Genomic DNA, 26,481 nt, shown 5'->3' with positions numbered 1-26,481 from the left:
GCAGGTCCAGGACCCGATATAAGTGCACAACCCGGGCCAGCCTTACCGGGCCCCGGGTGGCGGAGCACAGTCCGTTGCCCGGCGCCTCAGTGCCCCTGGGCGCCGTCCGGCAAGACGTGCATGGCCAACGCCACGCCCTGCAACAGGCGCGCCGCACTGACGCCGTCGCGAGCCTGCACCGAAAGCCCGTGGAGCACCATGGCGTAATAGTCCCCCAAGGCGGTTGCATCGCTGTCGCGGGGTAACTCGCCGGCCTGCACCGCCGCTTCCAGGCGCTGGATGATGCTCGCGGTGCGCGCCCGGCGATGCTCGGCCAGCCATTCGCGCACGCTGTCGTTGTCGCTTGAGCAGTTCACCGCGGAGGCCACCACCATGCAGCCCCGAGGGCCCTCGGGCCGGGTGTAGAGCGCCACCGCGTCCTGCAGCATGCGCTCGATGGCGAGGTGGACGTCGGGTTCCTGCAGGGCCAGGTCGGCGAAGCCGCCTTCCTGGCTTTCATACAGCTCAATGGCCTCGCGAAACAGCGCCTCCTTGGAACCGAAGGCGGCATAGATGCGCGCCGAGGCAATGCCCAGGGCCGCCACCAGGTCGGCCATGGAGGTGGTTTCGAAACCACGGGTCCAGAACAGTTCCTGGGCCTGGCGCAGTGCCTGGTCACGATCGAATTCGCGGGGTCTTCCAGCCATGGGGGTCGGGTATCTCGTCAGGACAGGGAGGGTGTTCGGCGCGGGCCGAACAGCCGGTTGGCGCAGCGCGCCGGGACGAAATGATATTAGATTTGCCCCGGCCGCGGCCATTTTCCGTGCCCGCGGCCGTGCCTGCGCCGTGCCTCAGTCACGGCCCTCCTGCAGAAACGGCAGCAGCAGCGCGAGAAATTCCTCGGGTGCCTCTTCCATGATGAAGTGCCCGCAGTCCGGCACTATGGCGCCGCGCAGGTCGCTGGCGTGGCCTTGCAGGGTCAAGAGCGGCGCATCGTTGGTGGCGTGTTCGGCGCCGATCGCCAGCACCGGCATCGCTAGCGGGCGCTGGGCCCGCTGTTGGTTCTGGCGCACCGTCTCGGGAATCGCCCGGTAGTAGGCAAAACCCGCCCGCAGCCCGCCCGGCGCCGTATAGGCGTCGATGTAGACCTCGGCGGCCACCGCCTCGCGACGATGGGACCAGTGGTCGAAGATGTAGCTCAGGTAGGCCCGTTCGCGCCCGGCGATCAGTGCCTCGGGCAGATCCCGCAGCTGGTTGAACATGAAGTGCCAGAGAAAGATGTTCTGCTCCGGCGCGACGAAAATCGGCGGCGCCTCCGCCAACCCGGGGATCACCGCCTCGGTCAGCGCCAGACGCTCCACCGCCTGCGGCCGGTCGCTGGCCAGGGCGTAGGCGATCCACATGCCGACGTCATGGCCGACCACGCTGTAACGGGCAAAGCCCAGTTGCAGCATCACCTGGTGCAGCACCTCGGCCACGTGGCCGGTGTCGTAGCCCTGCTCCGGGCGATCGGACTGGCCGCTGCCCGGCGGGTCCACGGCGATCGCCTGGAACCCCTGGGCCGCCAGGGCCCGGATCACCCCGCGCCAGGCGTACCAGGTCTGAGGCCAGCCGGGAATCAGCAGCACCGGGCGACCGCTGCCGGCGCTGACGCAATGGATGCGCTGGCCATCGATGCGCACATAGCGATGGGTCAGGCCGTCGGTGTCGGCCTGGGTGTTGTCCGTCAAAGCATTCATGGGGTTTTCTCGCTGAGGGGGTCAGGCCATGCCGAGCATGGCGTTGATTTGTTGGCGGTCGATCCGTGCACCGGCGAAGTCGTCGAAGATCCGCTCGGTGACCTGGATCATGTGGCGGTTGATGAACTCCACGCCTTCCCGGGCGCCGTCTTCCTGGTCCTTGAGGCAGCACTCCCATTCCAGGGTCGCCCAGCCCGGGTAGTCGTATTGCGCCAGCTTGGAAAAGATCCCCTTGAAATCCACCTGGCCGTCGCCCAGGGAACGGAAGCGCCCGGCGCGCTCGACCCAGGAGCTGTAGCCGCCATAGATGCCCTGGCGCCCCGTGGGATTGAACTCGGCATCCTTGACGTGAAACATGCGGATGCGCTCGTGGTAGATGTCCAGGTAGCTCAGGTAGTCCAGCTGTTGCAGCACGAAGTGGCTGGGATCGAAGAGGATGTTGCAGCGTGGGTGCCGGTCCACCAGTTCATAGAAGCGCTCGAAACTGGTGCCGTCGTGCAGGTCCTCGCTGGGGTGGATTTCGTAGCACAGGTTGACCCCCTGCTCGTCGCACGCATCGAGGATCGGCCGCCAGCGCCGCGCCAGCTCGTCGAAGGCGGTTTCGATCAGGCCTTCGGGGCGCTGCGGAAAAGGAAACAGGTAAGGCCAGGCCAGGGAGCCGGAGAAGGTCCCCAGCTCACTCAGCCCCAGGCGCCGCGAAGCCTTGGCGGCAAGCTTCATCTGCGCGATCGCCCACTCGGTCCTGGCTTGCGGCCTGCCCCGCAGCGCCTCAGGGGCGAAGTTGTCGCACATCGCGTCGTAGGCCGGGTGCACCGCCACCAGCTGGCCGAAGATATGGCTGGTCAGCTCGCTGATCTGCAGGCCCTTCTGTGCCAGTTGGCCCTTGAGTTCATCGCAATAGTCCTGGCTCTCGGCCGCCGTGGCGACATCGAACAGACGCGCATCCCAGGCGGGAATCTGCAGCGCCTTGAAACCCAGGTCGGCGGCCCATTGGGCAATCGCCGGCAGGCTGTGAAAGGGCGCGCTGTCGGCAGCAAATTGCGCCAGGTGCAGGCTGGGGCCCTTGAGGGTTTTCATTGAATCGCTCCTATTCTTTGTTGGTCGACAAAGAATAGGGAGGCGCTGCTGCCGCGTCAATCATCGCGCTGCGGAAAATTCATTTCCGGCACATGGGAGAACCGCAGGAACGGGCTTTTGGCCAAGGCCTGGATCAGGCATGCAAGGGCTCGACAAGGCAAAAAAAAGCCCGCGATCAAGATCGCGGGCGCGCTTTGTTTCACCTGGCAATCACCGCCGGGCATGCACCTGGTCCCGGCTTCAGGCGCCGGGTTGCGGCACCGGGATCTGCCGCAACGGCTTCACCGACTTGAAGGAAAAACTCGAGTAGATCTCTTTCACCGCCGGCAGGGTCTGCAGCACTTCGCGGGCGAATTCGCCGAAGGACTCCAGGTCCCTGGCCAGCACTTCGAGGAGAAAGTCGTAGCGTCCGGAGACGTTGTGGCAGGCGATGATTTCCGGAATTTCCAGCAGCCGCTGTTCGAAGGCCCGGGCCGTTTCCCGGGAGTGGGATTCCATCATCACGCTGACAAAGGCGGTGACCCCATAGCCCAGTGCCTTGGGTGAAAGGATGGCCTGGTAGCCGCTGATCACCCCGCTTTCCTCCAGCAATCTGACCCGGCGCCAGCACGGCGACGTGGTCAGCGCCACGCTGTCCGCCAGCTCGGCGTTGGTCAGCCGGGCGTTGTCTTGCAGGGCGATCAGCAGGGCCTTGTCGATACGATCCAGAGCTTCGGGCATGTTTTGCCTCTATATCTTGTTTTTATGGTTATTTATTTCAATAAAGTGATTTTACAAGGGCAAGATTAGAATTTATTGCGCCGGATTTGAGCATAGCATTAGAGCAAATCCGGGAGCGTTCACCATGCACAATAAAAACAATGACCTTGGTTTTTCCACTCGCGCCATCCATCACGGCTACAACCCGCAGGAGCATCAAGGCGCGCTGATCCCGCCGATCTACCTGACGTCCACCTTCACCTTCGCCACCGCCGAATACGGCGCCGGCTGCTTTGCCGGTGAACAGCCCGGCTACTTCTACACCCGCATCGGCAACCCGACCCTGGCGCTGCTGGAGGCGCGCATGGCGGCCCTGGAAAACGGCGAAGCCGCGGTGGCCTTCGGCTCCGGCATGGGGGCGATTGCCGCGACCCTGTGGACCCTGTTGCGCCCCGGCGACGAAATCATCGTCGGCCAGACCCTGTACGGCTGCACCTTCGCCCTGTTGCACCATGGCCTCGCCGAGTTCGGGGTCAAGGTGCGCCATGTCGACCTGACCGACCTGGGCGAGCTGCGAGCGGCCATCGGCCCGAACACGCGGATGATCTATTTCGAGTCCCCGGCCAATCCCAACATGCAATTGGTGGACATTGCCGCGGTGGCGCAGATCACCCGCCAGTACCCGCACATCACCCTGGCGGTGGACAACACCTACTGCACCCCTTACCTGCAGCGGCCACTGGAACTGGGCGCCGACCTGGTGCTGCACTCGGCCACCAAATACCTCAGCGGCCACGGCGACATTACCGCCGGCATCGTCATCACCCGCCAGGCCCTGGCCGAGCGCATCCGCCTGCAAGGCCTGAAGGACCTGACCGGCGCGGTGCTTTCGCCCCAGGACGCCTTTCTTCTGATGCGCGGCCTCAAGACCCTGGCCCTGCGCATGGAGCGCCATTGCGCCAACGCCCAGGCCATCGCCAGGTTCCTCGAAGATCACCCGGCGGTGGCCACAGTGGCCTATCCCGGGCTGGCATCCTTCGCGCAACACGCCCTGGCCACGCAGCAGATGAAACTGCCCGGCGGCATGATCGCCTTCGAACTCAAGGGCGGCCTGGCCAGCGGCCAGCGCTTCATGAACGCCCTGGGCCTGTTCAGCCGCGCGGTCAGCCTGGGGGACGCCGAATCCCTGGCCCAGCATCCGGCGAGCATGACCCATTCCACCTACACCCCGCAGGAGCGCGCCGAACACGGGATCGCCGAAGGCCTGGTACGGTTGTCGGCGGGCCTGGAGGATATCGCCGACCTGCTGGCCGATATCGCCCAGGCCCTGGACGCCAGCGCCGAGCCCGGCATCAGCCGCCCGGTCCTGGAGGTCGTGACCGGCAAGGCCCTGCCTTGAGCAGGATCAACACGGCCGGCCCGCCAGCCCGCTACAACAGCCTGCCGCCCCTCGGCGGCGGGCCTGGCAACACCCGCAACACCCTTGAACCGTAACCCACAGGAGTGGAACACCCCATGAGTCGTATCAATAACAAAACCACCCAACTGCTCAGCGCCATGATCCTTGCCGGTTTCGCCTGCCATTCCCTGGCCGCCGACAGCATCCGGATCGGCATCGCCGGGGCCAAGACCGGCCCGGTGGCGCAATACGGTGACATGCAGTTCAGCGGCGCGCGCATGGCCATCGAGCAGATCAACGCCAAGGGCGGCGTCGACGGCAAGCAACTGGTGGCCGTGGAATACGACGATGCCTGCGACCCCAAGCAAGCCGTGGCCGTGGCCAACAAGGTGGTCAATGACGGCGTCAAGTTCGTGGTCGGGCACCTGTGCTCCAGCTCCACCCAGCCGGCATCGGACATCTACGAAGACGAAGGCATCGTGATGGTGACCCCGGCCGCCACCAGCCCCGAGCTGACCGCCCGGGGCTACAAGATGGTGTTCCGCACCATCGGCCTGGACAACGCCCAGGGCCCGGCGGCGGCGCGCTACATCGCCCAGCTCAAGCCGAGCAATGTCGCGGTGCTGCACGACAAGCAGCAATACGGCGAAGGCATCGCCAGCTCGGTCAAGGACATCCTGGGCAAGGAAGGCATCAAGGTGGCGATGTTCGAAGGCATCAACGTCGGCGAGCGCGACTACTCGTCGATCCTGGCCAAGCTCAAGCAGGCCAATGTGGATTTCGTCTACTTCGGCGGCTACCACCCGGAAATGGGCCTGCTGTTGCGCCAGGCCAAGGAAAAGGGCCTGACCGCGCGCTTCATGGGGCCTGAAGGCGTGGGCAACGACTCGATCTCGCAGATCGCCAAGGATGCCTCCGAAGGCATGCTGGTGACCCTGCCCAAGTCCTTCGACCAGGACCCGGCCAACAAGGCCCTGGTGGAAGCCTTCGAAGCCAAGAAGGAAAACCCCAGCGGCCCGTTCGTCCTGCCGTCCTACTCGGCCGTGGAAGTGATTGCCGGGGGCATCGCCGCGGCCAAGAGCGAAGACCCGGAGAAAGTCGCCGAGGCGATCCACAAGGGCACCTTCAAAACCCCGACCGGCGATCTGAGCTTCGATGAAAAAGGCGACCTCAAGGACTTCAAGTTCGTGGTCTATGAATGGCATTACGGCAAGCCCAAGAGCGTAGCGGCAGAAAACGCCGGGCTCTAAGCCGGGCGACGGGTGCCGCTCCACGTCAGGGCGCGGCACCCGACAGGGCTGTTCAAACGGCCAATAACTTCAACTAAAACATCATCTTAGATAAACAACCAACTCACGAACCCGCGCAATATCCGAGCAATTTACTTGGCAATAAACTTCCATACACGCGACAAGTAAGCATCGGCTCCGATGCGCACTTCAACGGTTATCTCCCCCTCCCCTTTCTGACTAGCCAAGCACTACTTTCGACATACATCGTTAGCTCCCTTAGTTTCTACAACGCCAACTAGCGCCCTCCCCAGAAGTCATCCTGAAAGCAACCAGTCCAGCTGCAGCCCACACCCTGCGGGGGATAGAACCACACAACCAGCTTCAGGCAGCGATATCCGGGAAGCCATTCCATCTAAAAATAATGTTCCGAAGGCTCAACTATGGGCTACTAGACAGCGCATTAAACAAGTTCCACCAAACAACTAGAAATAACGTTTGCACACTAAATTCACTTTTGTTTATTGTGCATCTACGCACTTGCTAGCCTTCCAGCAAGAAATGGATAACCGGCGTCAATATCTTGTTCAAGGAGAAAAGAACCATGGACCCCTTTCTCGGCGAAATTCGTCTGTTCCCCTGGGGCTGGGCACCTCAAGGCTGGCTTCCCTGCGAAGGGCAGATCCTGCCATTCAGCAGCAACGTGGCGCTGGCATCCCTGCTGGGCAAAACCTATGGTGGCAACGGCACCACAACCTTCGGCTTGCCGGACCTGCGTGGCCGCGTCGCCCTGGGACAGAATCTCCAGGCCATAACGATCCCGGTGATCATAGACGCCCATTTGCTGGGCACCAATGGCGGTACTGAAACAGTGTCCTTGCCCCCGACTTCTCTGGCCATGCACACCCATACCACCCATGTCTCGAATGCAGTCGGCACCTCAGGCCCCTCGAACTGCATCCCCGCCATCAGTTCGAAGACCAACGGCCAAGAGGCAAAACCGACTTATGTCCCGGCGGCATCCGGCCTGGTCGCCCTCAACAGCGCCACCGTGGCGCCGACCCTGGGCTTGCCCATGACGAACATACAGCCCTCCATCGTCGGGTGTTTCTGCATTGCCACGACGGGTACTTACCCACCGCGCCAATAACCGCTGTCTACAGACCCTCAAGCAAGGAAACTGACATGTCTGAAGCATTCGTCGGAGAAATTCGCATGTTTGCCGGCAACTACGCGCCCGAAGGCTGGACGTTTTGTAACGGCACACTCCTGCAGATCAACAACTTTGAAGCCCTCTATTCGTTACTGGGAACCCTCTACGGCGGTAATGGCGTCACCACATTCGGCCTGCCGGATTACCGCGGCCGCCTTCCCGTGGGCATGGGTAACGGCCCGGGCCTGACCCCAAGAGTGCTGACGAGCACCGTGGGCCAAGCCACCGTCACCATGACCCCGGAAAACACGCCAAGCCATACTCACGCCTTTATGGTGAGCACCCTTGATGCCACCTCGGCGAATCCGTCCCTACCGGCTGATCCCAATAAAATGACCTTCGGCAAGTTCGATACGGCCGGCATCATTACCGGCTTGTACAGCGCGGGAACCGGCACGTCCGCCACCCAGGTGCTGCATTCGGGCTTTCTCGATTCGGCACAAACCAACAATGCCTACGCAACCGCGCATGACAACCTGATGGGCTCATTGACGGTCAGCTACATCATTTGTCTGGTCGGCCTGTATCCGACTCGCAACCAGTAACGTTAATCACTCAATCTGGAACGACCGATCATGGACGCTTTTACCGGTGAAATCAGACTGTTCCCCTACAACTTTGCCCCACAAAACTGGGCCTATTGCGACGGCTCGCTCGTCACTGTCCAGCAGTATCCAGCGCTCTATTCGGTGATTGGCACGATTTATGGCGGCACAGCAGGGCAGAACTTCAGACTGCCCAATCTCAGCGGACGCGTTGCCATGGGTTCAGGCGGCACCCTCGGCACCAACGTCGGAACCATGTTGGGCGCCGACCGCATAGCGCTGACGGCCAATAACATCTGCTCCCACAGCCACCTGGTATTGGCCAAGGATGGCAGCGAAGCGGCAGCGGCCGTGGACACCCCCAACAACACCGCCTATCTGGCGCAGCCACGCAATATCCGCCTGTACAACAGTACCGTTCCGTCGGCGAACGACCCAAAGCTGGCCATGAGCACCATCGCGCCGACCGGAAACGCCGCACCGCCGCCAACGATGCGCAACACCATGCAACCCTTCCTGACACTGTGCTATTGCATCTGCCTCGATGGCGAATACCCGATCAGATCCTGATGACTTACTGCACCCACCGCCAACCGCCGACGAACCAGGTGGTCGTACTGCGCCAGCAGGACGACCACGACCGGCCTTTTCTGCAGGACCTGTACCTGTCGCGCCGCTGGGCCGAGGTCAGCGCGGTCCCGGGCTGGAACGACGCCCAACGCCGCGCCTTCCTGCTTGCCCAGGCCGAACTGCAACGTCAGCACTATGAAAAACACTACCCGGCAGCGAGTTTCCTGATCATCGAGCAGGCCGGCACATCCATCGGCCGCCTGTGCGTGGATCGCCAGGCCCATGATGTACGCATCGTCGATATTGCCCTGCTCCCCGCCTGGCACGGCCAGGGCATCGGTACGCAGTTGCTGCGCAGCCTGCTCGCCGAAGCGGATGCCGAGCGCCAGTCCTGCAGCCTGAGTGTCGAACAAGGCAACCCGGCCCGCAGGCTCTATGAACGACTGGGCTTCGAGCCCGGTGCCAACAGCGGCCTTTATACCCAGATGCAGCGGCCCGCCAGGCCGGTTGCCAAACACAACCTCGATAACCCTTGAGCGCCAAGCAAAACCAGCCCATTGGGCCGGCTGTAGCCGTGCTGTAACCGCTGGACCTTTATCAACAATCAAGCTGGATACGACCCACGCACCGGTCGCAAGGCAGGAAGCCCTCATGAGAACACCACTTACCGCGCTAGGTACCTGGGTACAACGCCCGCTGATTTCACTCTTCATGCTGCTGGTCATGCTGGCCCTGGCCAACCAGGCAATGGCCGCTGCGCCCGTGATCACCAGTCCGGCGACGGGTACGACCTTGCCCAGCGTGGCGGTAGGCCAGTCCATGAGCATCCCCATCAGTTCCACCGGCGGCGCCATGCCGCTGGACAAATGGGTGCAGTGCGATGCCAACGACCCAGACTACGACGGCGTGACACCCTGCCTGCCAGCGGGACTGATCCTCGACCCGTCGCCGGGCAGCTCGACCACCCTGCTCCACGGCGCGCCAACCACGGCCGGGACCTACACATTCAGCATCACCCTCAATGACGCCCTGAATCAGGGCGGTGTCGCCACCTATACCCTGGTGGTCACCAGCTCCGCGGCGCCGACCCTGACTTCCGCTGCGCCGAACACTGGCACCACTGCCGGCGCCACCTCCGTCACCCTGACCGGTACCAATCTGACCGGCGCCACCGCCGTGAGCTTTGGCGGAACGGCGGCCACCGGCTACACCGTCAACAACGCCACCACCATCACCGCCACCACCCCGGCCCACGCCGCCGGCGCGGTGAACGTGGTGGTCACCACGCCAGGGGGCACCGTGACCCTGAGCAACGGCTATACCTACACCGTACCGGCCCCGGTCGCCGGCCCGGTCAGCGCCACGGTCGCGGCCAACAGCAGCGCCAACCCGATCACCCTGGCCCTCAGTGGCGGCGCCGCCACCAGCGTCGCCGTGGCCAGCGCCGCCAGCCATGGCACCGCCACCGCCAGCGGCACCAGCATCACCTATACCCCAACCGCCGGGTTCTCCGGGTCCGACAGCTTCACCTACACCGCCACCAACGCTAGTGGCACCTCCAGCCCGGCCACGGTGACCATCACCGTCAGCGCGCCGAGCATCAGCCTGAGCCCCACGACCCTGAGCAACGGCACCGTCGGCACCGCCTATAACCAAACCGTCAGCGCCAGCGGCGGCACCGCGCCCTACACCTACGCCATCACCGCCGGTAGCCTGCCGGTCGGCCTGGCACTGAACACCAGCAGCGGTGCCATCATCGGTACACCGGGCGCCAGCGGCACCTTGAACCTGACCGTCACCGCCACCGACGCCAACAGCGCCACCGGGTCCCAGGCCTACACGCTCACCATCAACGCCCAGGCCCCGGTAGCCAATGCCGTCAGCGCCACGGTCGCGGCCAATAGCAGCGCCAACCCGATCACCCTGAACATCACCGGCGGCGCCGCGGTCAGCGTCGCCGTGGCCAGCGCCGCCAGCCATGGCACCGCCACCGCCAGCGGCACCAGCATCACCTATACCCCGACCGCCGGGTTCTCCGGGTCCGACAGCTTCACCTACACCGCCACCAACGCCAGCGGCACCTCCAGCCCGGCCACCGTGACCATTACCGTCAGCGCGCCGAGCATCAGCCTGAGCCCCACAACCCTGAGCAACGGCACCGTCGGCACCGCCTATAGCCAGACCGTCAGCGCCAGCGGCGGCACCGCGCCCTACACCTACGCCATCACCGCCGGTAGCCTGCCGGTCGGCCTGGCCCTGAACACCAGCAGCGGTGCCATCATCGGTACACCGGGCGCCAGCGGCACCTTGAACCTGACCGTCACCGCCACCGACGCCAACAGCGTCACCGGCTCCCAGGCCTACACGCTGACCATCAACGCCCAGGCCCCGGTAGCCAATGCCGTCAGCGCCACGGTCGCGGCCAACAGCAGCGCCAACCCGATCACCTTGAACATCACCGGCGGCGCCGCGGTCAGCGTCGCCGTGGCCAGCGCCGCCAGCCATGGCACCGCCACCGCCAGCGGCACCAGCATCACCTACACCCCGACCGCCGGGTTCTCCGGTTCCGACAGCTTCACCTACACCGCCACCAACGCCAGCGGCACCTCCAGCCCGGCCACCGTGACCATTACCGTCAGCGCGCCAAGCATCAGCCTGAGCCCCACGACCCTGAGCAACGGCACCGTCGGCACCGCCTATAGCCAGACCGTCAGCGCCAGCGGCGGCACCGCGCCCTACACCTACGCCATCACCGCCGGTAGCCTGCCGGTCGGCCTGGCCCTGAACACCAGCAGCGGTGCCATCATCGGTACACCGGGCGCCAGCGGCACCTTGAACCTGACCGTCACCGCCACCGACGCCAACAGCGCCACCGGCTCCCAGGCCTACACGCTGACCATCAACGCCCACGCCCCGGTAGCCAATGCCGTCAGCGCCACGGTCGCGGCCAACAGCAGCGCCAACCCGATCACCTTGAACATCACCGGCGGCGCCGCCACCAGCGTCACCGTAGCCAGCGCCGCCAGCCATGGCACCGCCACCGCCAGCGGCACCAGCATCACCTACACCCCGACCGCCGGGTTCTCCGGGGCCGACAGCTTCACCTACACCGCCACCAACGCCAGCGGCACCTCAAGCCCGGCCACCGTGACCATCACCGTCAGCGCGCCGACCCTGGTGCTGACCCCAGCGACCCTGGGCGCCGGCACGGCGGGCAGCGCCTACAGCGCGACCCTCAGCGTCGCCGGCGGCACGGCGCCGTACACCTACGCCATCTCCGCCGGTAGCCTGCCAGCGGGCCTGAGCCTGAACGTCGCCAGCGGCCTGATCAGTGGCACGCCGAGCACCGCCGGCACGAGCAACCTGACCGTCACCGCCACCGATGCCAACGGCGCCACCGGCGTGCGCAACTACTCGATCGCCATCTCCGCCGTGGCGATCACCGTGCCAGCGTCCAGCCAGATCCTGGCGGCGGGCCAGTCGGCCACCGTCGACCTGACCCAAGGCGCCACCGGTGGCCCGTTCACCCAGGCGATCCTGGGTTCGGTCACCCCGGCCTCCGCCGGGCGAGCGCGGATGATCGGCCCATTCTCGATGAGCTTCGTGCCCTCGGCCGCCTTCGCCGGCACCGCGGTGGTCAGCTTCAGCCTGCAGAACGGCGGCGGTGCCAGCGCCGCCAGCACCGTCAGCTTCATCATCCAGGAGCGTCCAGACCCGACCCAGGATGCCGAGGTCATCGGCCTGCTCAACGCCCAGACCCGTGCAGCAGAACGCTTTGCCAGCACTCAGATGGACAACTTCAACCGCCGTCTGGAGCAGTTGCACCAGATGAACTGCGACCGCAATTCGTTCAACGCCAGCTTGCGCAATGAAGGTCGTGACGTGCCCCTGGGCGAGATCGCCAAGGCCGTCCAGGACCAACTGGGGGCCTCAGCCCACCAGACCGAGCAGGAAAAACGTGAAGCGGCCGCCGCCCTCAAAGACAGCTGCAAACAGGATGCCCTGGCCTTCTGGAGCGACGGCTTCGTCAACGTCGGCTCGACCCACACCCGGGGCGCGCGGGACAGCAGCTTCACCACCCTGGGCCTGAGCGTCGGCGTCGACTATCGCCTGTCGCCCAGCGCCATTGCCGGGGTCGGTATCGGCTACGGCAACGACCGCAGCGACATCGGCAAAAACAACACGCGCAGTGACGGGGACGCCATCGGCATCGCCACCTACCTGAGCCTGAACCTGGCGCCGCAGGTGTATGTCGACGGCCTGCTGGGCTACAACCGCATCAGCTTCGACTCGCGCCGCTACATCACCGGCAGCGCCGATGACTATGCCCGTGGCTCCCGCGATGCCGACCAGCTGTTCGCCTCCCTGACCGCCAGCTACGAGTATCGCCAGGGTCCGCTGTCGCTGACGCCCTATAGCCGCCTGAACGCCAGCACCACACGCATGGACGCCTACCGTGAACGTGGCGGCGGCATTTACGGCCTGTCCTACGACGAACAGCGCCAGCAGAACTTCACCTCCTATCTGGGTGTGCGCACGGGTTACGACCTGATGACCCGCATCGGTGTGGTCACGCCCAAGGTCGGCCTGGCCTGGGGCCACAACTTCAGTAGCAGCAGCGACTACAAGATGCGCTACACCGACCAGGGCGACGAAGGCACGCTGTACCGGCTCAAGCCCGATGCCCTGGACAGCGATTTCGCCAGCCTGGACATGGGCGTGGACTTCAACCTCGGACGCGCCTGGCAACTGGGCGTCTCGTACAAAACTGCCCTGGGCTCGGACGAACGCAACGACACCTTCCGCCTGGGCTTGAACGGCAAGTTCTGAACCCTGGCCACAGATTAGTGGCCCGGGACCGGGCCCTACAGCAGGAAATGGCTCCCCCCGAGCCAAGGCAAAAAAACACACCCCGCCAGAGTCCGACTCTGGCGGGGTGTGGTGTTTTTGCCGTGACCCCAGGCGCTGAACCGAGGACTGTCCTCAGGCCGTCGGCAACTGCCCGCTCTCGATCTCCCGGGCCGTGCGCTCCACCGCGCGGCGGGTCTTGTCGATCAACTCATCGATATCGCCACGCGTCGCCACCAGCGCCGGGGCCATGATCATCCGCCCCAGGGTCGAGCGAATGATCACCCCTTCTTCAAAGCCCAGGGTGCGGCAGCGCCAGGCGATGTCGTTCTCGTTGGCAAAGCGCTTGCGGCTGGCCTTGTCCTTGGCGAACTGCAAGGCCGCCACCAGCCCGCAGCCCTGGATCTCGCCGATCAGCGGGTGGTTGCCGAACACTTCGCGCAGGCATTGCTGCAAGTAAGGGCCGGTGTCGTTCTTGACCTTTGTGACCACCCCTTCATCGCGCAGGGCCTTGAGGTTGGCGATGGCCACGGCGGCGGCCACCGGGTGCCCGGAATAGGTCAGGCCGTGGGCGAACACCCCGCCCTGCTCCACCAGCACCTGGGCGATGCGCTTGCTCAGCACCAGCCCGCCCATGGGGACGTAGCCGGACGTCAGGCCCTTGGCGATGGACAAGGTGTCGGGCTCGAAACCGAAATGCTGATGAGCGAACCACTCGCCGGTGCGGCCGAAGCCACCGATCACTTCGTCGGCGCACAGCAGCACGTCGTACTGGCGGCAGATGCGCTGGATTTCCGGCCAGTAGCTGTCTGGCGGGAAGATCATGCCGCCGGCGCCCTGGAACGGCTCGGCGATGAAACCGGCGACGTTCTCGGCACCCAGTTCGAGGATCTTCTCCTCCAGCTGGCGGGCGCAGCGCAGGCCGAATTCGGCCGGAGTCAGGTTGCCTTCGTGGGCGAACCAGTAGGGTTCGTCGATGTGCGCCACGTCCGGGATCAGCCCGCCCATGTCATGCATGAACTTCATTCCGCCCAGGGCCGTGGCCGCCAGGGTCGAACCGTGATAGCCGTTCCAGCGGCCGATCATCACCTTCTTCTGCGGCTGGCCGAGGATCTGCCAGTAGCGGCGCACGCTGCGGATCAGCACCTCGTTGGCCTCGGAGCCGGAGTTGGTGTAGATGGCGTGGCTGTAGTGCCCGGGCAACAGGCTGAACAGCAGCTCGGAGAGCTTCACCACCGCCGGGTGGGTGGTGTGGAAGAACATGTTGTAGTACGGCAGTTGCTCCAGCTGGGCCGTGGCGGCGGCCGCCAGGTCCTTGCGACCGTAGCCGAGGTTGGTGCACCACAAGCCGGACATGCCGTCCAGGTAGCGCGTGCCGTCGTTGTCCCACAGGTGCAGGCCCTGGCCACGGACGATCACCCGCGGGCCTTCGGCGTTCAGCGCCTTCTGATCGAGGAAGGCATGGATATGGTGGGCGGCATCCAGGGCCTGGTAGTCCTGGGTACTGCGTTGGGCGGTTGGGTTTTCAGCACTCATGGTCATTCTCCTGCACGACAAGTGGATTCAAGGGAAGGCGCGGCGACGGGACTCGGCCCGGAAGGCACCAGCGGTTCGGGAACAAACAGGGGCTTGCGCATCACCCACTTGATCCAGACCACGGCGATCAGCGAGATCACGCCCAGCACTACGCCGGCGCTGCCGAAGATCCGCGCGGTCATCTCGGGGGACGGCGAGACGTGGTAGATCGCAAACAGCATGCCGACGATGCCCAGCACCTGGGGCCAGGGGTAGAACGGCGAGCGGAACGGCCGTGGCGCGTCGGGGTAGCGCCGGCGCAGGGCGATCACGTCGATGTGCGCGATGATGTAGGCCAGCAGCCAGGCCAGGGCCGCGGCCAACAGCAGCAGGCTGATGGAATCCGGGTCCTGACCCAGGACCAGGATCGGCAGCCCCGTGAGCGCGGCGACGAACAGCACCGCCACCCAGGGCGTGCGGCCCCGCCGGCTGAGGCGCTTGAACTGAGGGAAGGCCTGGCCGTTCTGGGCCATGCCGTAGAGCATCCGCGGCAGCGCCGCCAGGGACGAGTTGACCGTGCTGCAGGTGGCGGTGATCACCGCGCCCACCAGGAACAGCTTGCCGAACTCGCCGAACACCGTGGTGGCGAACAGGAAATGCGGCAGCGGATCACTGGCCAGCTGCGCCCGTGGCACACAGAGCAAGGCCCCCAGGCAATACAGGGTGATCACCAGGAAGATCACGCTCAGGCCGATGATCATCGAGCGCGGAATGTTGCGCTCCGGGTTGCGGGTTTCCTCCACCAGCGGGCAGACGAACTCGGCGCCGACAAAGCCCCAGATGGCCATGGCCGCCAGGGCCAGCGCCCCCACCTGCATGGGGTTCCAGCCCTGATCCAGGGGCAGTTGCAGGTCCGCCTGGGCGCTGCTTACGGCGCCCAGGCCGAGGGTCAGCAGGATCACCACCATCACCACGGCCAGCACCGTCTGCAACTTGGCGAACACATCGATGCCCAACAGGTTGAGCAAGGTGAACAGCCCGAGCACCCCGTAAGCCACCAGCATCGGCGGCAACACCCCGGGGTAGACCTTGCCGATGATCAGGTCCAGGAGCAGCAGCTCGGCGGACAAGGCAAACATCGCCACCACCATGTAGCCGGAGAAGGTGGCGAGGATCGCCGGAAAGTGCCCGATGGCCACTTCGGTGTAGCTGCTCAGGCTACCGGCCCGGGGCACCATCAGCGCCAGTTCGGAAAACGACAGCGCATAGGTCAGCGCCAGCAGGTAGGCCAGCAGCAGCGGGATGAAGAAGCCCAGCCCGGCCATCCCCGCGCCTTGCAGCATCAGTACCATTACCCCCTGGGACACCACCAGGCCGACAGCCACCGACACCAGCGAACCCAGGCCCAGCACCCGGCGCAAGCCGCCGTTGCTGGCGGGGCTCAAGGCCGCCGTGGAGAGATTTGCAGTCATGGCACGCACTCCTTTCTTATTGTTGTTGTGGGCCTGCCGCTACGGCGGCAGGTGCAGCGGCGCCGGGGTGGCGCCGCCCAGGCTCGGCAGCGCTCAGCGCAGCTGGAACCAGGTGGTTTTCAGTTGGCTGTACTTGTCGAAGGCATGCAGCGACAGGTCGCGACCGAACCCCGATTGCCGGCCGCCGCCAAAGGGCACGCTGACGTCCAGGGCGTCCACGGTGTTGACCGACACCGTGCCGGCGCGCAACTGCCGGGCCACCCGGTGGGCACGGTTGAGGTCGTCGGTCCACAGCGAGGCGGCCAGGCCGTAGACGCTGTCATTGGCCAGGGCAACGGCCTGCTCCTCGTCATCGAAGGGGAGCACCGCCAGTACCGGGCCGAACACTTCTTCCCGGGCGATGGTCATCTGCGGGGTCACTCCGGTAAGGAGGGTGGGCTCGATGTAGTTGTCGCTGCCGTCGATGCTCAGTTGGCGGCCGCCGCACACCAGCTGCGCGCCCTGCTCCCGGGCGCCGTCGATATAGCCCATGACACTGGCGGTCTGGCGCGCGTCGACCATGGCCCCGGCGCGGCTGGCCGGGTCCAGCGGGTTGCCCGGGCACCAGTCCCGGGCCTTGGCCTGGAGGCGCTCGACGAATTCATCGTGAATGCTGCGCTGCACCAGCAGCCGCGAGTTGGCCGAGCACACCTCGCCCTGGTTGAAGAAGATGCCGAAGGCGGCCTTTTCGGCGGCCAGCTCCAGGTCCTGGCAGTCGGCAAACACCAGGTTCGGGCTCTTGCCGCCGCATTCGAGCCAGACCTGCTTGAGATTGGATTGCGCCGAGTACTGCATGAAGCATTTGCCCACCGCGGTGGAACCGGTGAACACCAGGCAATCCACATCCGGGTGCAGGCCCAGGGCACGACCGGCCTCGCTGCCCAGGCCCGGCACCACGTTGAGCACCCCTTCCGGCACCCCGGCCTCCAGCGCCAGCTCGGCCAGGCGCAGGGCCGAGAACGGCGACTGCTCGGCGGGCTTGAGCACCACCGAGTTGCCCACCGCCAGGGCCGGGGCCAGCTTCCAGGCGGCCATGTCCAGGGGGAAGTTCCAGGGCACCACCGCGCCGATCACTCCCAGGGGCTCGCGGGTGATGCTGGCGTGGCTGTTGCGGGCACCGGGGGCCAGCTGATCGTAGAGTTTGTCGACGCTCTCGGCGTACCAGGCGAAGACATTGGCCGCACCGGGCACGTCGATGTTCCAGGCGTCCATCACCGGCTTGCCCATGTTCAGTGAGTCCAGCAGCGCCAGCTCTTCACGGTGGGCAAGCATCAGCTCGGCCAGGCGCAGCAGGACTTTCTTGCGCTCCACCGGGGCCATGCGCACCCAGGGCCCCTGCTCGAAAGCCCGGCGCGCGGCGGCCACCGCCAGCTCGACCTCGGCCGCGCCGCAGGCGCTGACCCGGGCCAGCACCTGGCGGGTGGCCGGATTGACGGCATCGAAGGTGGCGCCGGACTGGGCGGCCAGCCGTTGGCCGCCGATCAGCGCCTGGTCGATGAATGTCTGTTGGGCAGCTCGCTGCTGCCAGTAAGCGAGATCGAACACGCTGCACTCCCTCGTCGGCCGTTGCGACGGCCTGCTTGTTATTAGGTCCTGAGGGATGGTGCGTCACCGCGAGCCCGAGGAAAAATACTAAAAATATGCTCCAGCACCATGAAAAAGCTCTGTAGCCTTCAGGCCCCGAAGGGCCCGCGCAAACGCCAGCGCCCCAGGGCATCCGTGCGATGGCCTGGGGGTGGAACGACGCCTGCTTCAAGCGCTCGGCAAGCTCAGCCGGGCCCCTCCAGCCAGTCGCCCAGGCGCTGCAACAGGGCGTCGCAGGCGTGCAACTGCTCAAGGCTGATGAACTCGTCCGGCTTGTGGCCCTGCTCCATGCTGCCCGGGCCGCAGACCACCGTGGGGATGCCCGCCTCATGGAACAGCCCGCCCTCGGTGCCAAAGGCCACGGTGGCGAACTCCCGCGAGCCGCTGAGCAGGGCCAGCAGTTGCGCGGCCTCGCTGTCGGCGGCGGTGGCCAGCCCCGGGTAGGCACTCAAGGGTTGCAGGTCGATCCCGGTGTCGGCCTGGACCGCCTGCATCTGCGGCACCAGCTCGGCCTCGGCATAACCTTGCAACTGCTCCACCACGGCCTGGGCGTCGTAGCCCGGCAGGGTGCGCACCTCGAAATCGAACTGACACTCGGCAGGCACGATGTTCAGCGCGCGGCCGCCCTGGATGGTGCCGGTCTGCACCGTGGAAAACGGCGGATCGAAACGCGGATCGTGGTGCTCGGGTTGCGCCAGCCGGCTGCCGATTTCCCCCAGTTTGCCGATCAGCCGCGCGGCGTACTCGATGGCATTGACCCCATAAGGCGCGTAGGCCGAATGGCAGGCCGCGCCCCGCACCTGGCAGCGCATGGCCAGCTTGCCCTTGTGCCCGAGCACCGGACGCAGCTCGGTGGGCTCGCCGATCAGGCACAGCAGCGGCTTGTGCAGGCGTTGCTGCAAGCGTTCAAGCATCGGCCGCACGCCCAGGCAGCCCACCTCCTCGTCGTAGGAAAACGCCAGGTGCACCGGCAGCCGCAGGCGACGCCGGGTCAAGCCCGGCACCGCCGCCAGCACCGAGGCGAGAAAGCCCTTCATGTCGGCGGTGCCACGGCCGTACAGCCGCCCTTGCCGCTCGCTCAAGACAAACGGCTCGACGCTCCAGGCCTGGCCATCCACCGGCACCACGTCGGTGTGCCCGGACAGCACCACCCCGCCGCGATCGCCCGGGCCGATGCTGGCAAACAGATTGGCCTTGGTCCGCTCGGGGTTGTAGATCAGCTCGCTATCCACCCCATGGCGCGCCAGGTAGTCGTGGATAAAACCGATCAGTTCCAGGTTGGAATCGCGGCTGACCGTGGCAAAGCCCACCAGCTGCGCCAGCAGCTCGCGGCTCGATGGTTCACTCATTGCCCGGCACCCCGTAGCTGGGGGCCGCCGTCGGGTCCAGGGCGCGAGTCAGGTAGTCCTGCATCTGTGGCCGGTAGGCCTGCCACAGGCCGGCGAGCTGGCCGATGGGGTCTTCATCGGCCCAGTCCACCCGCAGGTCGACGATGGGCCAGGTCAAATCGTCCACCACGCTCAGCGCCGCCGAATGTACCGGGCCCGCCTCGCCACCGGCGGCCATGGCCGCGTGCATCGCCGCCAGCAGGCGCTCGACCAGCATCCCCGGCGTCTGTTCGAACGCCTGGACCATGGCCTGGATGACCCCGGCGTCCGCCAGCAAGTTGCCCGCGGCCACGCACTGCTCGCCGGCCAGCGCGTGGTGGGTGCCCAAGGCCTGCTGGCCACTGAACAGCGCCGTACGGCCCTGGTTGTCGATCACCGTCACCTGGCGGTACTGGCTCCAGCCGTTGCGACTCAGGGCCTGCTCCAGGGCGGTGCCGGGGTCGAGCCGGCGCTGTTCCAGGAGGTCGAGAATCTGCGGCCCCAGGGCCGGCAGGGTGACGTTTTGCGTAGCCACCGCCCCCACTCCGGCCCGCAGCCAGGGGCAGCGGGCGCCGACGGCGATGCTCGACGAACTGATGGCGATGCCCAGCTGGCCGGTTTCGGCGCAGCGGCCAACGATGGAAAAAGTCATGCAAACTCCTTGGCCCATGGGGCCTGCGTCGACGCCGGACGCGGCGTCGGTGAGAACAGCGCCGGGGTCACTCGGGAATCACCGCGATCACGTCGATTTCCATCAGCCACTGCGGCTGGCCGAGGGCCGACACCACCAGCCCGGTGGATATCGGGAACACCCCTTTGAGCCACTTGCCCACTTCCTGGTACACCGGCTCGCGGTAGCGCGGGTCGGTGAGGTAGGTGGTGGTCTTGACGATGTGGGACAGGTCGCTGCCGGCCTCCTCCAGCAGTTGCTTGACGTTTTTCATCGCCTGCTCGGCCTGGGCCCGGGGGTCGCCGAGGCCCACCAGCCGGCCATCGAAATCGGTGCCGACCTGACCGCGAACGTACACCGTGTTGCCAGCGCGCACTGCCTGGCACAGGTCGTTGTCCAGGGACTGGTTGGGGTAGGTGTCCTTGGTGTTGAACATGCGGATGCGAGTATGGGTAGGCATCACAGGGCTCCTACGGGGCTGAGGTTGAGGGCTGGCGCATCGCTGGTGGCCGCAGGCTGTCGGGCTTCGCTGTAGGCCTGGTACTTGCGCTGGGTCGCGATGTGATCGGCGATGTGCTTGGCGTCGTGCCACACCCCCCAGATAAATGACGAACCGCGGCGCGACAGCCAGGGCAGGCCGAGGAAATACACCCCCGGCTCCCGGGACACACCACGCTGGTGCTGGGGCTTGCCCTGTTCGCTGAAGGTATCCACCTGCAACCAGGAGAAATCCACGGCGTAGCCGGTGGCCCAGATGATCGAGTTGATGCCGGCCTGCTGCAGGTCCAGTTCGAGGATCGGCTGCTTGACGCAGTCCGGGTCCGGCAGGCGCCGACGGGCTTCGGGCTCCAGCGGCAGGTCGAGGCCGTTGCGCTCGACATAGGCATCGGCGGCATCCAGCAGCGCCAGGTAGTTCTCGTCGCCCCGGGCCAGGTTGTCCAGCAGGTCGGCCCGAAAGCTCACCTGCTCGCCGGCGAAGGCCTGGGTCAGCCCGACCAGGGTGATGCCCTGGTGGGCCAGGGCGCGAAAGTCGATGGTCTGGCCGCCGCGAGCACCGCTGACGGCGATGGTCACGTGCTCGCGACCGGGCTTGGCGATCTCCGCATCCCACTCCCCCAGCACCCCGAGCCACCAGCAGAAATCCCGGTTGCGGTAGGAACGCGGTGGCCGGTCATGGGCCCCCACCGACAGGTAGACGCGGCGGCCCGAGCGTTGCAGCTCATCGGCGATCTGCACCCCGGACGACCCCGCCCCCACCACCAGCACCGCGCCCTCGGGCAACTGTTGCGGGTTGCGATATTCGGCGGAATGGATCTGCGTCAGGCGCGGGTTCTGCCCGGCAATCGGCGGAATCACCGGACGCTGGAACGGCCCGGTAGCGGCCACCACGCGATGGGCCTGGATCACGCCCTCGGAGGTTTCCACGGTGAACCCCGGACGCCCGGCATTGCGCACCACCTTGCGTACTTCCACGCCGGTGCGGATCGGCGCGTTGAACTGGCGCGCATAGGCCTCGAAATAGTCCGCCACCTGGTCCTTGGCCGCAAAGGCATCGGCAGGCATGGCGAATTCCATCCCCGGGAAGCGGTCATGCCAGGCCGGCCCGTTGGCCACCAGGGAATCCCAGCGCCCGGTGCGCCAGGCCTCGGCCACGCGGCTGCGTTCCAGTACCAGATGGGGCACCCCAAGCTTGCTCAGGTGTTCGCTCATGGCCACGCCGGCCTGGCCGGCGCCGACCACCAGGGTATCCACGTGCATTGGTTGTTCTACGGTCATGTCTGTGTCCTTCTGCGAGACGATTGGCGCCAGCCCAAAGGCGTGGCGCACTCTGTTCAGAACCCGGGGTAAGTCGGATGGGGCAGATGGTGCGACAGACGCCAGCGAAGGAAAATTATTAAAAATGTGCTCCCTGGATAAGAAAAAGCGAGGCAGCGCGGGGGCTGCAGGCGGATCGGCGCCGGGCCGGGGCAAGGCCTCCAGGCACTGTCGGCAGCCGCCCGAGCGATCAGACTGATCACCAGGGCCTTTCAGATGATTACCCGGCAAAAAAGCATTTCCGAGCTTTCGATCTGCAGGCACTGAAGGCACAATGCGTACCTTTTTGGCTGGCCCTGCCGGAGACCCTGAAATGATCAAGACGCCGTACTACCTCATCGACAAGCAGAAGCTTTTGCACAACATGCAGAAGATCGCCTACGTGCGCGAGCAGTCCGGCGCCAAGGCCCTGCTGGCCCTCAAGTGCTTCGCTACCTGGTCGGTGTTCGACCTGATGCAGCAGTACATGGACGGCACCACCTCCTCGTCGCTGTACGAGCTCAAGCTCGGCCGGCAGAAGTTCGCCGGCGAAACCCACGCCTACAGCGTGGCCTGGGCCGACGACGAGATCGAGGAGATGCTCGCCAACTGCGACAAGATCATCTTCAACTCCATCAGCCAGCTGCAGCGCTTTGCCGAGGCCAGCGCGGACAAGGTCCGTGGCCTGCGGGTCAACCCCCAGGTCAGCAGCTCGGACTACCTGCTGGCCGATCCGGCCCGGCCGTTCAGCCGCCTGGGCGAATGGGACCCGGCGAAAATCGAACAGGTGATCGAGCAGATCTCCGGCTTCATGTTCCACAACAACTGCGAGAACGGCGACTTCGGCCTGTTCGACCAGATGCTGAGCACCATCGAGGAGCGCTTCGGCCACCTGCTGCATCAGGTCGAGTGGGTCAGCCTCGGCGGCGGCATCCACTTCACCGGCGAGGACTATGCCCTGGACGCCTTCTGCGCGCGGCTCAAGGCCTTCTCCGAGAAGTACGGCGTACAGGTCTACCTGGAGCCGGGCGAAGCGGCGATCACCCAGAGCGCGTCCCTGGAAGTGACCGTGCTCGACACCCTGTACAACGGCAAGCACCTGGCGGTGGTGGACAGCTCCATCGAAGCCCACATGCTCGACCTGCTGATCTATCGCTTGAACGCCAAGCTGGCCCCCAGCAGCGGTGAACACAGCTACATGATTTGTGGCAAGTCTTGCCTGGCCGGAGACATCTTTGGCGAGTATCAATTCGAACGTCCGCTGGCCATCGGCGATCGACTGTCATTCGTCGACGCGGCGGGCTACACCATGGTCAAGAAAAACTGGTTCAACGGCCTGAAAATGCCATCCATCGTTGTGAAACAACTCGATGGCAGCATCGACGTGGTTCGCGAGTTTGGTTTCGAAGACTACCTGTCCAGCCTTTCCTGAGCGGACAGACACGAGGAGAAGTAAATAAATTGAAGAAGAATGTTCTTATCATTGGTGCAGGAGGTGTCGCCAAGGTGGTGGCCCACAAGTGCGCGCAGCACAACGACGAACTCGGTCGTATTGCTATCGCGTCGCGCAACATCTCCAAATGCCAGGCCATCATCGACAGCGTCAAGGCCAAGGGCAGCCTCAAACAGCCCGCTGAAATCAAGGCCTACGCGCTGAATGCGCTGGACATCGAAGCGACCAAGACGCTGATCCGCGAAACCGAATCGCAGATCGTCATCAACGTCGGTTCGGCCTTCCTCAACATGTCGGTGCTGCGTGCCTGCATCGATACCGGCGTGGCCTACCTGGACACCGCGATCCACGAAGAGCCGGGCAAGATCTGCGAAACGCCGCCCTGGTACGGCAACTACGAGTGGAAACACCTCGAGGAATGCCAGGAGAAAAAGATCACCGCCATTCTTGGCGTGGGCTTCGATCCGGGCGTGGTCAACGCCTATGCCGCCCTGGCCAAGCAAGAGCATTTCGACCGCATTGATTCCATCGACATTCTCGACGTCAATGCCGGTTCCCATGGCAAATATTTCGCCACCAATTTCGACCCGGAAATCAACTTCCGCGAATTCACCGGACAGGTGTGGAGCTGGCAGAACAGCCAGTGGACCAGCAACACCATGTTCGAAGTCAAGCGCACCGACGACCTGCCAGTGGTCGGCTCGCAGAACCTGTACCTGACCGGCCACGACGAAGTGCACTCGCTGTCGAAGAACCTCGACGTGCCCAACGTGCGTTTCTGGATGAGCTTCGGCGAGCACTACATCAATGTGTTCACCGTGCTGCGCAACCTCGGCCTGCTCTCCGAGCAACCGGTCAAGACCGCCGAAGGCCTGGAAGTGGTGCCTCTGAAAGTGGTCAAGGCGGTGCTGCCTGATCCGGCTTCCCTGGCCCCGGGCTACACCGGCAAGACCTGCATCGGTGACCTGGTCAAGGGCACCAAGGATGGCCAGCCACGTGAAGTCTTCATCTACAACGTGGCCGACCACGAAGAAGCCTACGCCGAGACTGACAGCCAGGGCATCTCCTACACCGCCGGCGTACCGCCCGTGGCCGCCGCCCTGCTGGTGGCCCGTGGCGAGTGGGACGTGCAGCGCATGGTCAACGTCGAGGAGCTGGCCGCCGAGCCGTTCCTCAAGGCACTGGACGTGATGGGCCTGCCGACCCGCATCAAGGATGAACATGGCGACCGTCCATGGGACGCCAAGGCTTGATGCACTAGCCACAACAGGGGGCGCCGCACAGGCGCCTCCTGCCCGGGACGAGTTTTTCGCTGGTGCGTCGCTTTTGCATTTCTGTGCGACAGATCCCACTTCAGGGGCTCCCGCCCGACTCCTTCGCAGTGTTAGCTTGGCAAGGTTTCTGACTAATCGTTCAGATAATCCTTACCCCCTGCCAAGGAATGCCCTACGCAATGGATTTTTCTCTCAAGCACCTGGCTGCGGCCACCCTGATGCTCGCCAGCCTGTCCGCGTTCACCAGCAGCGCCCAAGCCAACATCACCCCGCAGCAAAGCGCGGCCATCCTCAAGACCTTCAGCGACGCCCCGGCCGGTGACTTCCGCCAGTTCCTCGGTGCCCTGGCCAAGAGCGAAACGGCCAAGAGCGCCAACCTCGGTCCGGCCATCGCCGCCTTTCTCGACAAAAAGTCCCTGAGCGCCGAACAGCAGAACGAAATCCATCGCCTGCTGGGTATCTACGCCCGGATCAAGTACGGCAAGGCCGCCACGCAAACCCTGCGCGAACTGGTGGCCATCCCCACCTTCAACGTCGACGGCCTACCGCAGTACAAGAACCCCGAGTTTCTCAAGATCGCCGAGAAGATCCAGGAGCTGGCCAAGGCCTTCAACCTGAACTTTCGCAACATCGACAACCGGGTCTACGAGATTTCCCTGGAAGGCGCCGGCCAGGAAGTGGTCGGCATCCACGCCCACGCCGACGTGGTGCCGGTGACCCCGGAAAACTGGGTGCTCGAAGACGGCACCCGCCTCGACCCGTTCAAGGTCACCCTGATCGGCGACCGCATGTACGGCCGCGGCACCGAGGATGACAAGAACGGCATCGTCGTCGCGCTCTACGCGATGAAGATCATCAAGGAAGAACAACTGCCCCTGGCCAGGAACTTCAAGCTGCTGGTGGACACCACCGAGGAAACCAGCGGCGACGCGATTCCCTACTACTTCGAGCACAACCCGACGCCCAACTACAACCTGGCGCTGGACGGCGGCTACCCGGTGGTGATCGCCGAGAAAGGCTACGGCACGGTGATGGCGACCTTTGCCCGGCGCGCCGCCGAGGGTAAAGGTGCAGAAATCACCCACCTCACCGGCGGCCTGGCGACCAACCAGATCCCCTCGACCTCGGTGGCTACCCTGATCACCGAGCAGCCCGCGCAGCTCGCCGCCAGCCTGCAGAAAGCCGGCGCCGAGTACGTCAAGCAGCACGGTGGCAACTTCCAGGTCGCGGCCAAGGTCGTGGGCAAGGACGTGGAGTTGACCGTCACCGGCGTCTCGGCCCACTCCTCCGAGCCCGAGTCCGGGGTCAACCCGGTGGCGCGGATGCTGGACTTCATCAACAGCCAGGACGGCAAGATCGCCTTCAAGCACAATGCCTTCACCGACGCCGCCCGCTATGCCGCCGATAACTGGGGCCTGGACTACCTGGGCAAGCAACTGGGCATCGGTTTTTCCGACGACTTCATGGGCCCGCTGACCACCTCGCCGACCCTGGTCAGCGTGGATGACCAAGTCCTCAAGCTGGCGGTCAACCTGCGGGTGCCCAAGGGCAAGACCCCGGAGGTGCTGAAGGGCGAAATCACCGACAAGCTGGCGGCCTGGAGCAAGAAGACCGGCGTGGCGGTGAACATCGACACCAAGATCGCCGAACCGATGTACCGCAACCCCGAGGGTGAATGGGTCAAGGCGCTGCTGGCGGTGGCCAGCGAGAACCTGGGCATGGCGCACAAGTTCGGCACCTCCGCCGGTGCTACCTCGGTGCATGAACTGCCCAACGGCGTGCAGTTCGGCCTGGCGCGGCCCGAGGTCAAGTACACCGGCCACACCGACAACGAGTTCAAGACCCAGGAGCAGTTCCTGCTGGACCTGCAGATCGTCACCGAAATGATGGGCCGCATCGGCCAGTTGCCCAAGCTCTGATGCACAGCCCGGGCCCGCCACCCTGGCGGGCCCGAGGCTTTTCCCCGCTCAAGCGCAGCGCGCTTTCTATACTGATGGTCGGCGCCCTGTGCCCTG

Annotated in this window: 22 protein-coding genes; 10 read left to right on the top strand and 12 right to left on the bottom strand. The window is 65.1% G+C overall.

The genetic code is table 11. The features are described from left to right. Positions 1-86: 86 nt before the first annotated feature. The 5 genes from BLV47_RS12605 to BLV47_RS12590 all read right to left on the bottom strand — a co-directional run bounded on the left by BLV47_RS12605 (position 87) and on the right by BLV47_RS12590 (position 3,515). Positions 87-686 (bottom strand): TetR/AcrR family transcriptional regulator, encoded by a 600-nt coding sequence (locus tag BLV47_RS12605; RefSeq protein ID WP_092313993.1) that lies wholly within the window; start codon positions 684-686, stop codon positions 87-89. Positions 687-830: 144 nt separating this feature from the next. After that, on the bottom strand, positions 831-1,718 hold the full coding sequence (locus BLV47_RS12600; RefSeq protein ID WP_092313991.1) for an alpha/beta fold hydrolase: 888 nt from the start codon (positions 1,716-1,718) through the stop codon (positions 831-833). 21 nt (positions 1,719-1,739) lie between these two features. After that, positions 1,740-2,795: a sugar phosphate isomerase/epimerase family protein gene (locus BLV47_RS12595; protein ID WP_092313989.1), complete on the bottom strand. Its 1,056-nt coding sequence runs from the start codon at positions 2,793-2,795 to the stop codon at positions 1,740-1,742. 56 nt (positions 2,796-2,851) lie between these two features. Further along, on the bottom strand, positions 2,852-3,019 hold the full coding sequence (locus BLV47_RS36190) for a hypothetical protein (RefSeq protein ID WP_167365655.1): 168 nt from the start codon (positions 3,017-3,019) through the stop codon (positions 2,852-2,854). A 16-nt stretch (positions 3,020-3,035) separates the two neighbouring features. Continuing rightward, entirely contained in the window at positions 3,036-3,515 is a 480-nt protein-coding gene (locus BLV47_RS12590; RefSeq protein WP_092313987.1) for an Lrp/AsnC family transcriptional regulator, read from the bottom strand. Between the two features lie 124 nt (positions 3,516-3,639). Here BLV47_RS12590 and BLV47_RS12585 point away from each other — a divergent pair, with 124 nt between their 5' ends. From BLV47_RS12585 to BLV47_RS12555, 7 genes are all read left to right on the top strand, one after another. Next, on the top strand, positions 3,640-4,893 hold the full coding sequence (locus BLV47_RS12585) for a methionine gamma-lyase (RefSeq protein WP_092313985.1): 1,254 nt from the start codon (positions 3,640-3,642) through the stop codon (positions 4,891-4,893). A 116-nt stretch (positions 4,894-5,009) separates the two neighbouring features. Further along, positions 5,010-6,143 carry a branched-chain amino acid ABC transporter substrate-binding protein gene (locus BLV47_RS12580; RefSeq protein WP_092313983.1) on the top strand — a complete coding sequence of 378 codons (1,134 nt, stop codon included), beginning with the start codon at positions 5,010-5,012 and terminating at the stop codon, positions 6,141-6,143. Positions 6,144-6,726: 583 nt separating this feature from the next. Beyond that, positions 6,727-7,272 carry a phage tail protein gene (locus tag BLV47_RS12575; RefSeq protein WP_092313981.1) on the top strand — a complete coding sequence of 182 codons (546 nt, stop codon included), beginning with the start codon at positions 6,727-6,729 and terminating at the stop codon, positions 7,270-7,272. 35 nt (positions 7,273-7,307) lie between these two features. Beyond that, a complete protein-coding gene (locus tag BLV47_RS12570) occupies positions 7,308-7,880 on the top strand; it encodes a phage tail protein (RefSeq protein WP_092313979.1) in 573 nt (190 codons plus the stop codon). A 30-nt stretch (positions 7,881-7,910) separates the two neighbouring features. After that, positions 7,911-8,450 carry a phage tail protein gene (locus BLV47_RS12565; RefSeq protein ID WP_092313977.1) on the top strand — a complete coding sequence of 180 codons (540 nt, stop codon included), beginning with the start codon at positions 7,911-7,913 and terminating at the stop codon, positions 8,448-8,450. Continuing rightward, the gene (locus tag BLV47_RS12560) at positions 8,450-8,986 is read left to right on the top strand and encodes a GNAT family N-acetyltransferase (RefSeq protein WP_092313975.1); all 537 of its coding nucleotides are present in this window, start codon (positions 8,450-8,452) and stop codon (positions 8,984-8,986) included. Before BLV47_RS12565 ends, BLV47_RS12560 begins: the two co-directional genes overlap by 1 nt. Positions 8,987-9,101: 115 nt before the next feature. Beyond that, positions 9,102-13,280, top strand: coding sequence for a putative Ig domain-containing protein (locus tag BLV47_RS12555; RefSeq protein WP_092313973.1), 4,179 nt, complete (start codon positions 9,102-9,104; stop codon positions 13,278-13,280). A 153-nt stretch (positions 13,281-13,433) separates the two neighbouring features. Here the strand turns inward: BLV47_RS12555 and BLV47_RS12550 are convergent, their stop codons facing one another. The 7 genes from BLV47_RS12550 to BLV47_RS12520 all read right to left on the bottom strand — a co-directional run bounded on the left by BLV47_RS12550 (position 13,434) and on the right by BLV47_RS12520 (position 21,721). After that, entirely contained in the window at positions 13,434-14,834 is a 1,401-nt protein-coding gene (locus BLV47_RS12550) for an aspartate aminotransferase family protein (protein ID WP_092313971.1), read from the bottom strand. A 2-nt stretch (positions 14,835-14,836) separates the two neighbouring features. Beyond that, the gene (locus BLV47_RS12545; RefSeq protein ID WP_092313969.1) at positions 14,837-16,285 is read right to left on the bottom strand and encodes an APC family permease; all 1,449 of its coding nucleotides are present in this window, start codon (positions 16,283-16,285) and stop codon (positions 14,837-14,839) included. A gap of 93 nt (positions 16,286-16,378) precedes the next feature. After that, positions 16,379-17,869: an aldehyde dehydrogenase gene (locus BLV47_RS12540; RefSeq protein ID WP_092313967.1), complete on the bottom strand. Its 1,491-nt coding sequence runs from the start codon at positions 17,867-17,869 to the stop codon at positions 16,379-16,381. Positions 17,870-18,093: 224 nt separating this feature from the next. Further along, positions 18,094-19,257 (bottom strand): acetylornithine deacetylase, encoded by a 1,164-nt coding sequence (gene argE, locus BLV47_RS12535; RefSeq protein WP_092313965.1) that lies wholly within the window; start codon positions 19,255-19,257, stop codon positions 18,094-18,096. After that, positions 19,250-19,927 (bottom strand): DUF1028 domain-containing protein, encoded by a 678-nt coding sequence (locus tag BLV47_RS12530; protein WP_092313963.1) that lies wholly within the window; start codon positions 19,925-19,927, stop codon positions 19,250-19,252. Before BLV47_RS12530 ends, argE begins: the two co-directional genes overlap by 8 nt. A gap of 67 nt (positions 19,928-19,994) precedes the next feature. Then, complete coding sequence (locus tag BLV47_RS12525; protein ID WP_011061806.1) at positions 19,995-20,405, bottom strand: RidA family protein; 411 nt, start codon at positions 20,403-20,405, stop codon at positions 19,995-19,997. Further along, positions 20,405-21,721, bottom strand: a complete 1,317-nt coding sequence (locus BLV47_RS12520) for a flavin-containing monooxygenase (RefSeq protein WP_092313961.1) — start codon at positions 21,719-21,721, stop codon at positions 20,405-20,407. The genes BLV47_RS12525 and BLV47_RS12520 overlap by 1 nt, the downstream gene beginning before the upstream one ends. Before the next feature lie 352 nt (positions 21,722-22,073). On the opposite strand from BLV47_RS12520, the gene nspC reads away from it, so the two are divergent. From nspC to BLV47_RS12505, 3 genes are all read left to right on the top strand, one after another. Then, on the top strand, positions 22,074-23,171 hold the full coding sequence (gene nspC / locus BLV47_RS12515; RefSeq protein ID WP_092313959.1) for a carboxynorspermidine decarboxylase: 1,098 nt from the start codon (positions 22,074-22,076) through the stop codon (positions 23,169-23,171). Between the two features lie 29 nt (positions 23,172-23,200). Next, positions 23,201-24,445 carry a saccharopine dehydrogenase family protein gene (locus BLV47_RS12510; protein ID WP_092313957.1) on the top strand — a complete coding sequence of 415 codons (1,245 nt, stop codon included), beginning with the start codon at positions 23,201-23,203 and terminating at the stop codon, positions 24,443-24,445. 200 nt (positions 24,446-24,645) lie between these two features. Continuing rightward, positions 24,646-26,385 (top strand): dipeptidase, encoded by a 1,740-nt coding sequence (locus tag BLV47_RS12505; RefSeq protein WP_092313955.1) that lies wholly within the window; start codon positions 24,646-24,648, stop codon positions 26,383-26,385. The last annotated feature ends 96 nt before the right edge of the window (positions 26,386-26,481 follow it).

It is taken from the genome of Pseudomonas saponiphila, assembly GCF_900105185.1.
GTDB classification, from domain to species: domain Bacteria; phylum Pseudomonadota; class Gammaproteobacteria; order Pseudomonadales; family Pseudomonadaceae; genus Aquipseudomonas; species Aquipseudomonas saponiphila.
The sequence above is the reverse complement of the archived record's forward strand: the minus strand, read 5'-3'. Positions and strand labels throughout refer to the sequence as shown.

Bases quoted from the DNA above. Each gene is read 5' to 3' on its own strand.
- BLV47_RS12525 (WP_011061806.1), bottom strand. From the start codon at position 20,405: ATGCCTACCCATACTCGCATCCGCATGTTCAACACCAAGGACACCTAC.
- BLV47_RS12565 (WP_092313977.1), top strand. From the start codon at position 7,911: ATGGACGCTTTTACCGGTGAAATCAGACTGTTCCCCTACAACTTTGCC.
- BLV47_RS12570 (WP_092313979.1), top strand. From the start codon at position 7,308: ATGTCTGAAGCATTCGTCGGAGAAATTCGCATGTTTGCCGGCAACTAC.
- BLV47_RS36190 (WP_167365655.1), bottom strand. From the start codon at position 3,019: ATGCCCGGCGGTGATTGCCAGGTGAAACAAAGCGCGCCCGCGATCTTG.
- BLV47_RS12550 (WP_092313971.1), bottom strand. From the start codon at position 14,834: ATGAGTGCTGAAAACCCAACCGCCCAACGCAGTACCCAGGACTACCAG.
- BLV47_RS12560 (WP_092313975.1), top strand. From the start codon at position 8,450: ATGACTTACTGCACCCACCGCCAACCGCCGACGAACCAGGTGGTCGTA.
- BLV47_RS12555 (WP_092313973.1), top strand. From the start codon at position 9,102: ATGAGAACACCACTTACCGCGCTAGGTACCTGGGTACAACGCCCGCTG.
- BLV47_RS12530 (WP_092313963.1), bottom strand. From the start codon at position 19,927: ATGACTTTTTCCATCGTTGGCCGCTGCGCCGAAACCGGCCAGCTGGGC.
- BLV47_RS12585 (WP_092313985.1), top strand. From the start codon at position 3,640: ATGCACAATAAAAACAATGACCTTGGTTTTTCCACTCGCGCCATCCAT.
- BLV47_RS12505 (WP_092313955.1), top strand. From the start codon at position 24,646: ATGGATTTTTCTCTCAAGCACCTGGCTGCGGCCACCCTGATGCTCGCC.
- BLV47_RS12600 (WP_092313991.1), bottom strand. From the start codon at position 1,718: ATGAATGCTTTGACGGACAACACCCAGGCCGACACCGACGGCCTGACC.
- BLV47_RS12580 (WP_092313983.1), top strand. From the start codon at position 5,010: ATGAGTCGTATCAATAACAAAACCACCCAACTGCTCAGCGCCATGATC.
- BLV47_RS12605 (WP_092313993.1), bottom strand. From the start codon at position 686: ATGGCTGGAAGACCCCGCGAATTCGATCGTGACCAGGCACTGCGCCAG.
- BLV47_RS12575 (WP_092313981.1), top strand. From the start codon at position 6,727: ATGGACCCCTTTCTCGGCGAAATTCGTCTGTTCCCCTGGGGCTGGGCA.
- BLV47_RS12590 (WP_092313987.1), bottom strand. From the start codon at position 3,515: ATGCCCGAAGCTCTGGATCGTATCGACAAGGCCCTGCTGATCGCCCTG.
- BLV47_RS12520 (WP_092313961.1), bottom strand. From the start codon at position 21,721: ATGACCGTAGAACAACCAATGCACGTGGATACCCTGGTGGTCGGCGCC.
- nspC (WP_092313959.1), top strand. From the start codon at position 22,074: ATGATCAAGACGCCGTACTACCTCATCGACAAGCAGAAGCTTTTGCAC.
- BLV47_RS12595 (WP_092313989.1), bottom strand. From the start codon at position 2,795: ATGAAAACCCTCAAGGGCCCCAGCCTGCACCTGGCGCAATTTGCTGCC.
- BLV47_RS12545 (WP_092313969.1), bottom strand. From the start codon at position 16,285: ATGACTGCAAATCTCTCCACGGCGGCCTTGAGCCCCGCCAGCAACGGC.
- argE (WP_092313965.1), bottom strand. From the start codon at position 19,257: ATGAGTGAACCATCGAGCCGCGAGCTGCTGGCGCAGCTGGTGGGCTTT.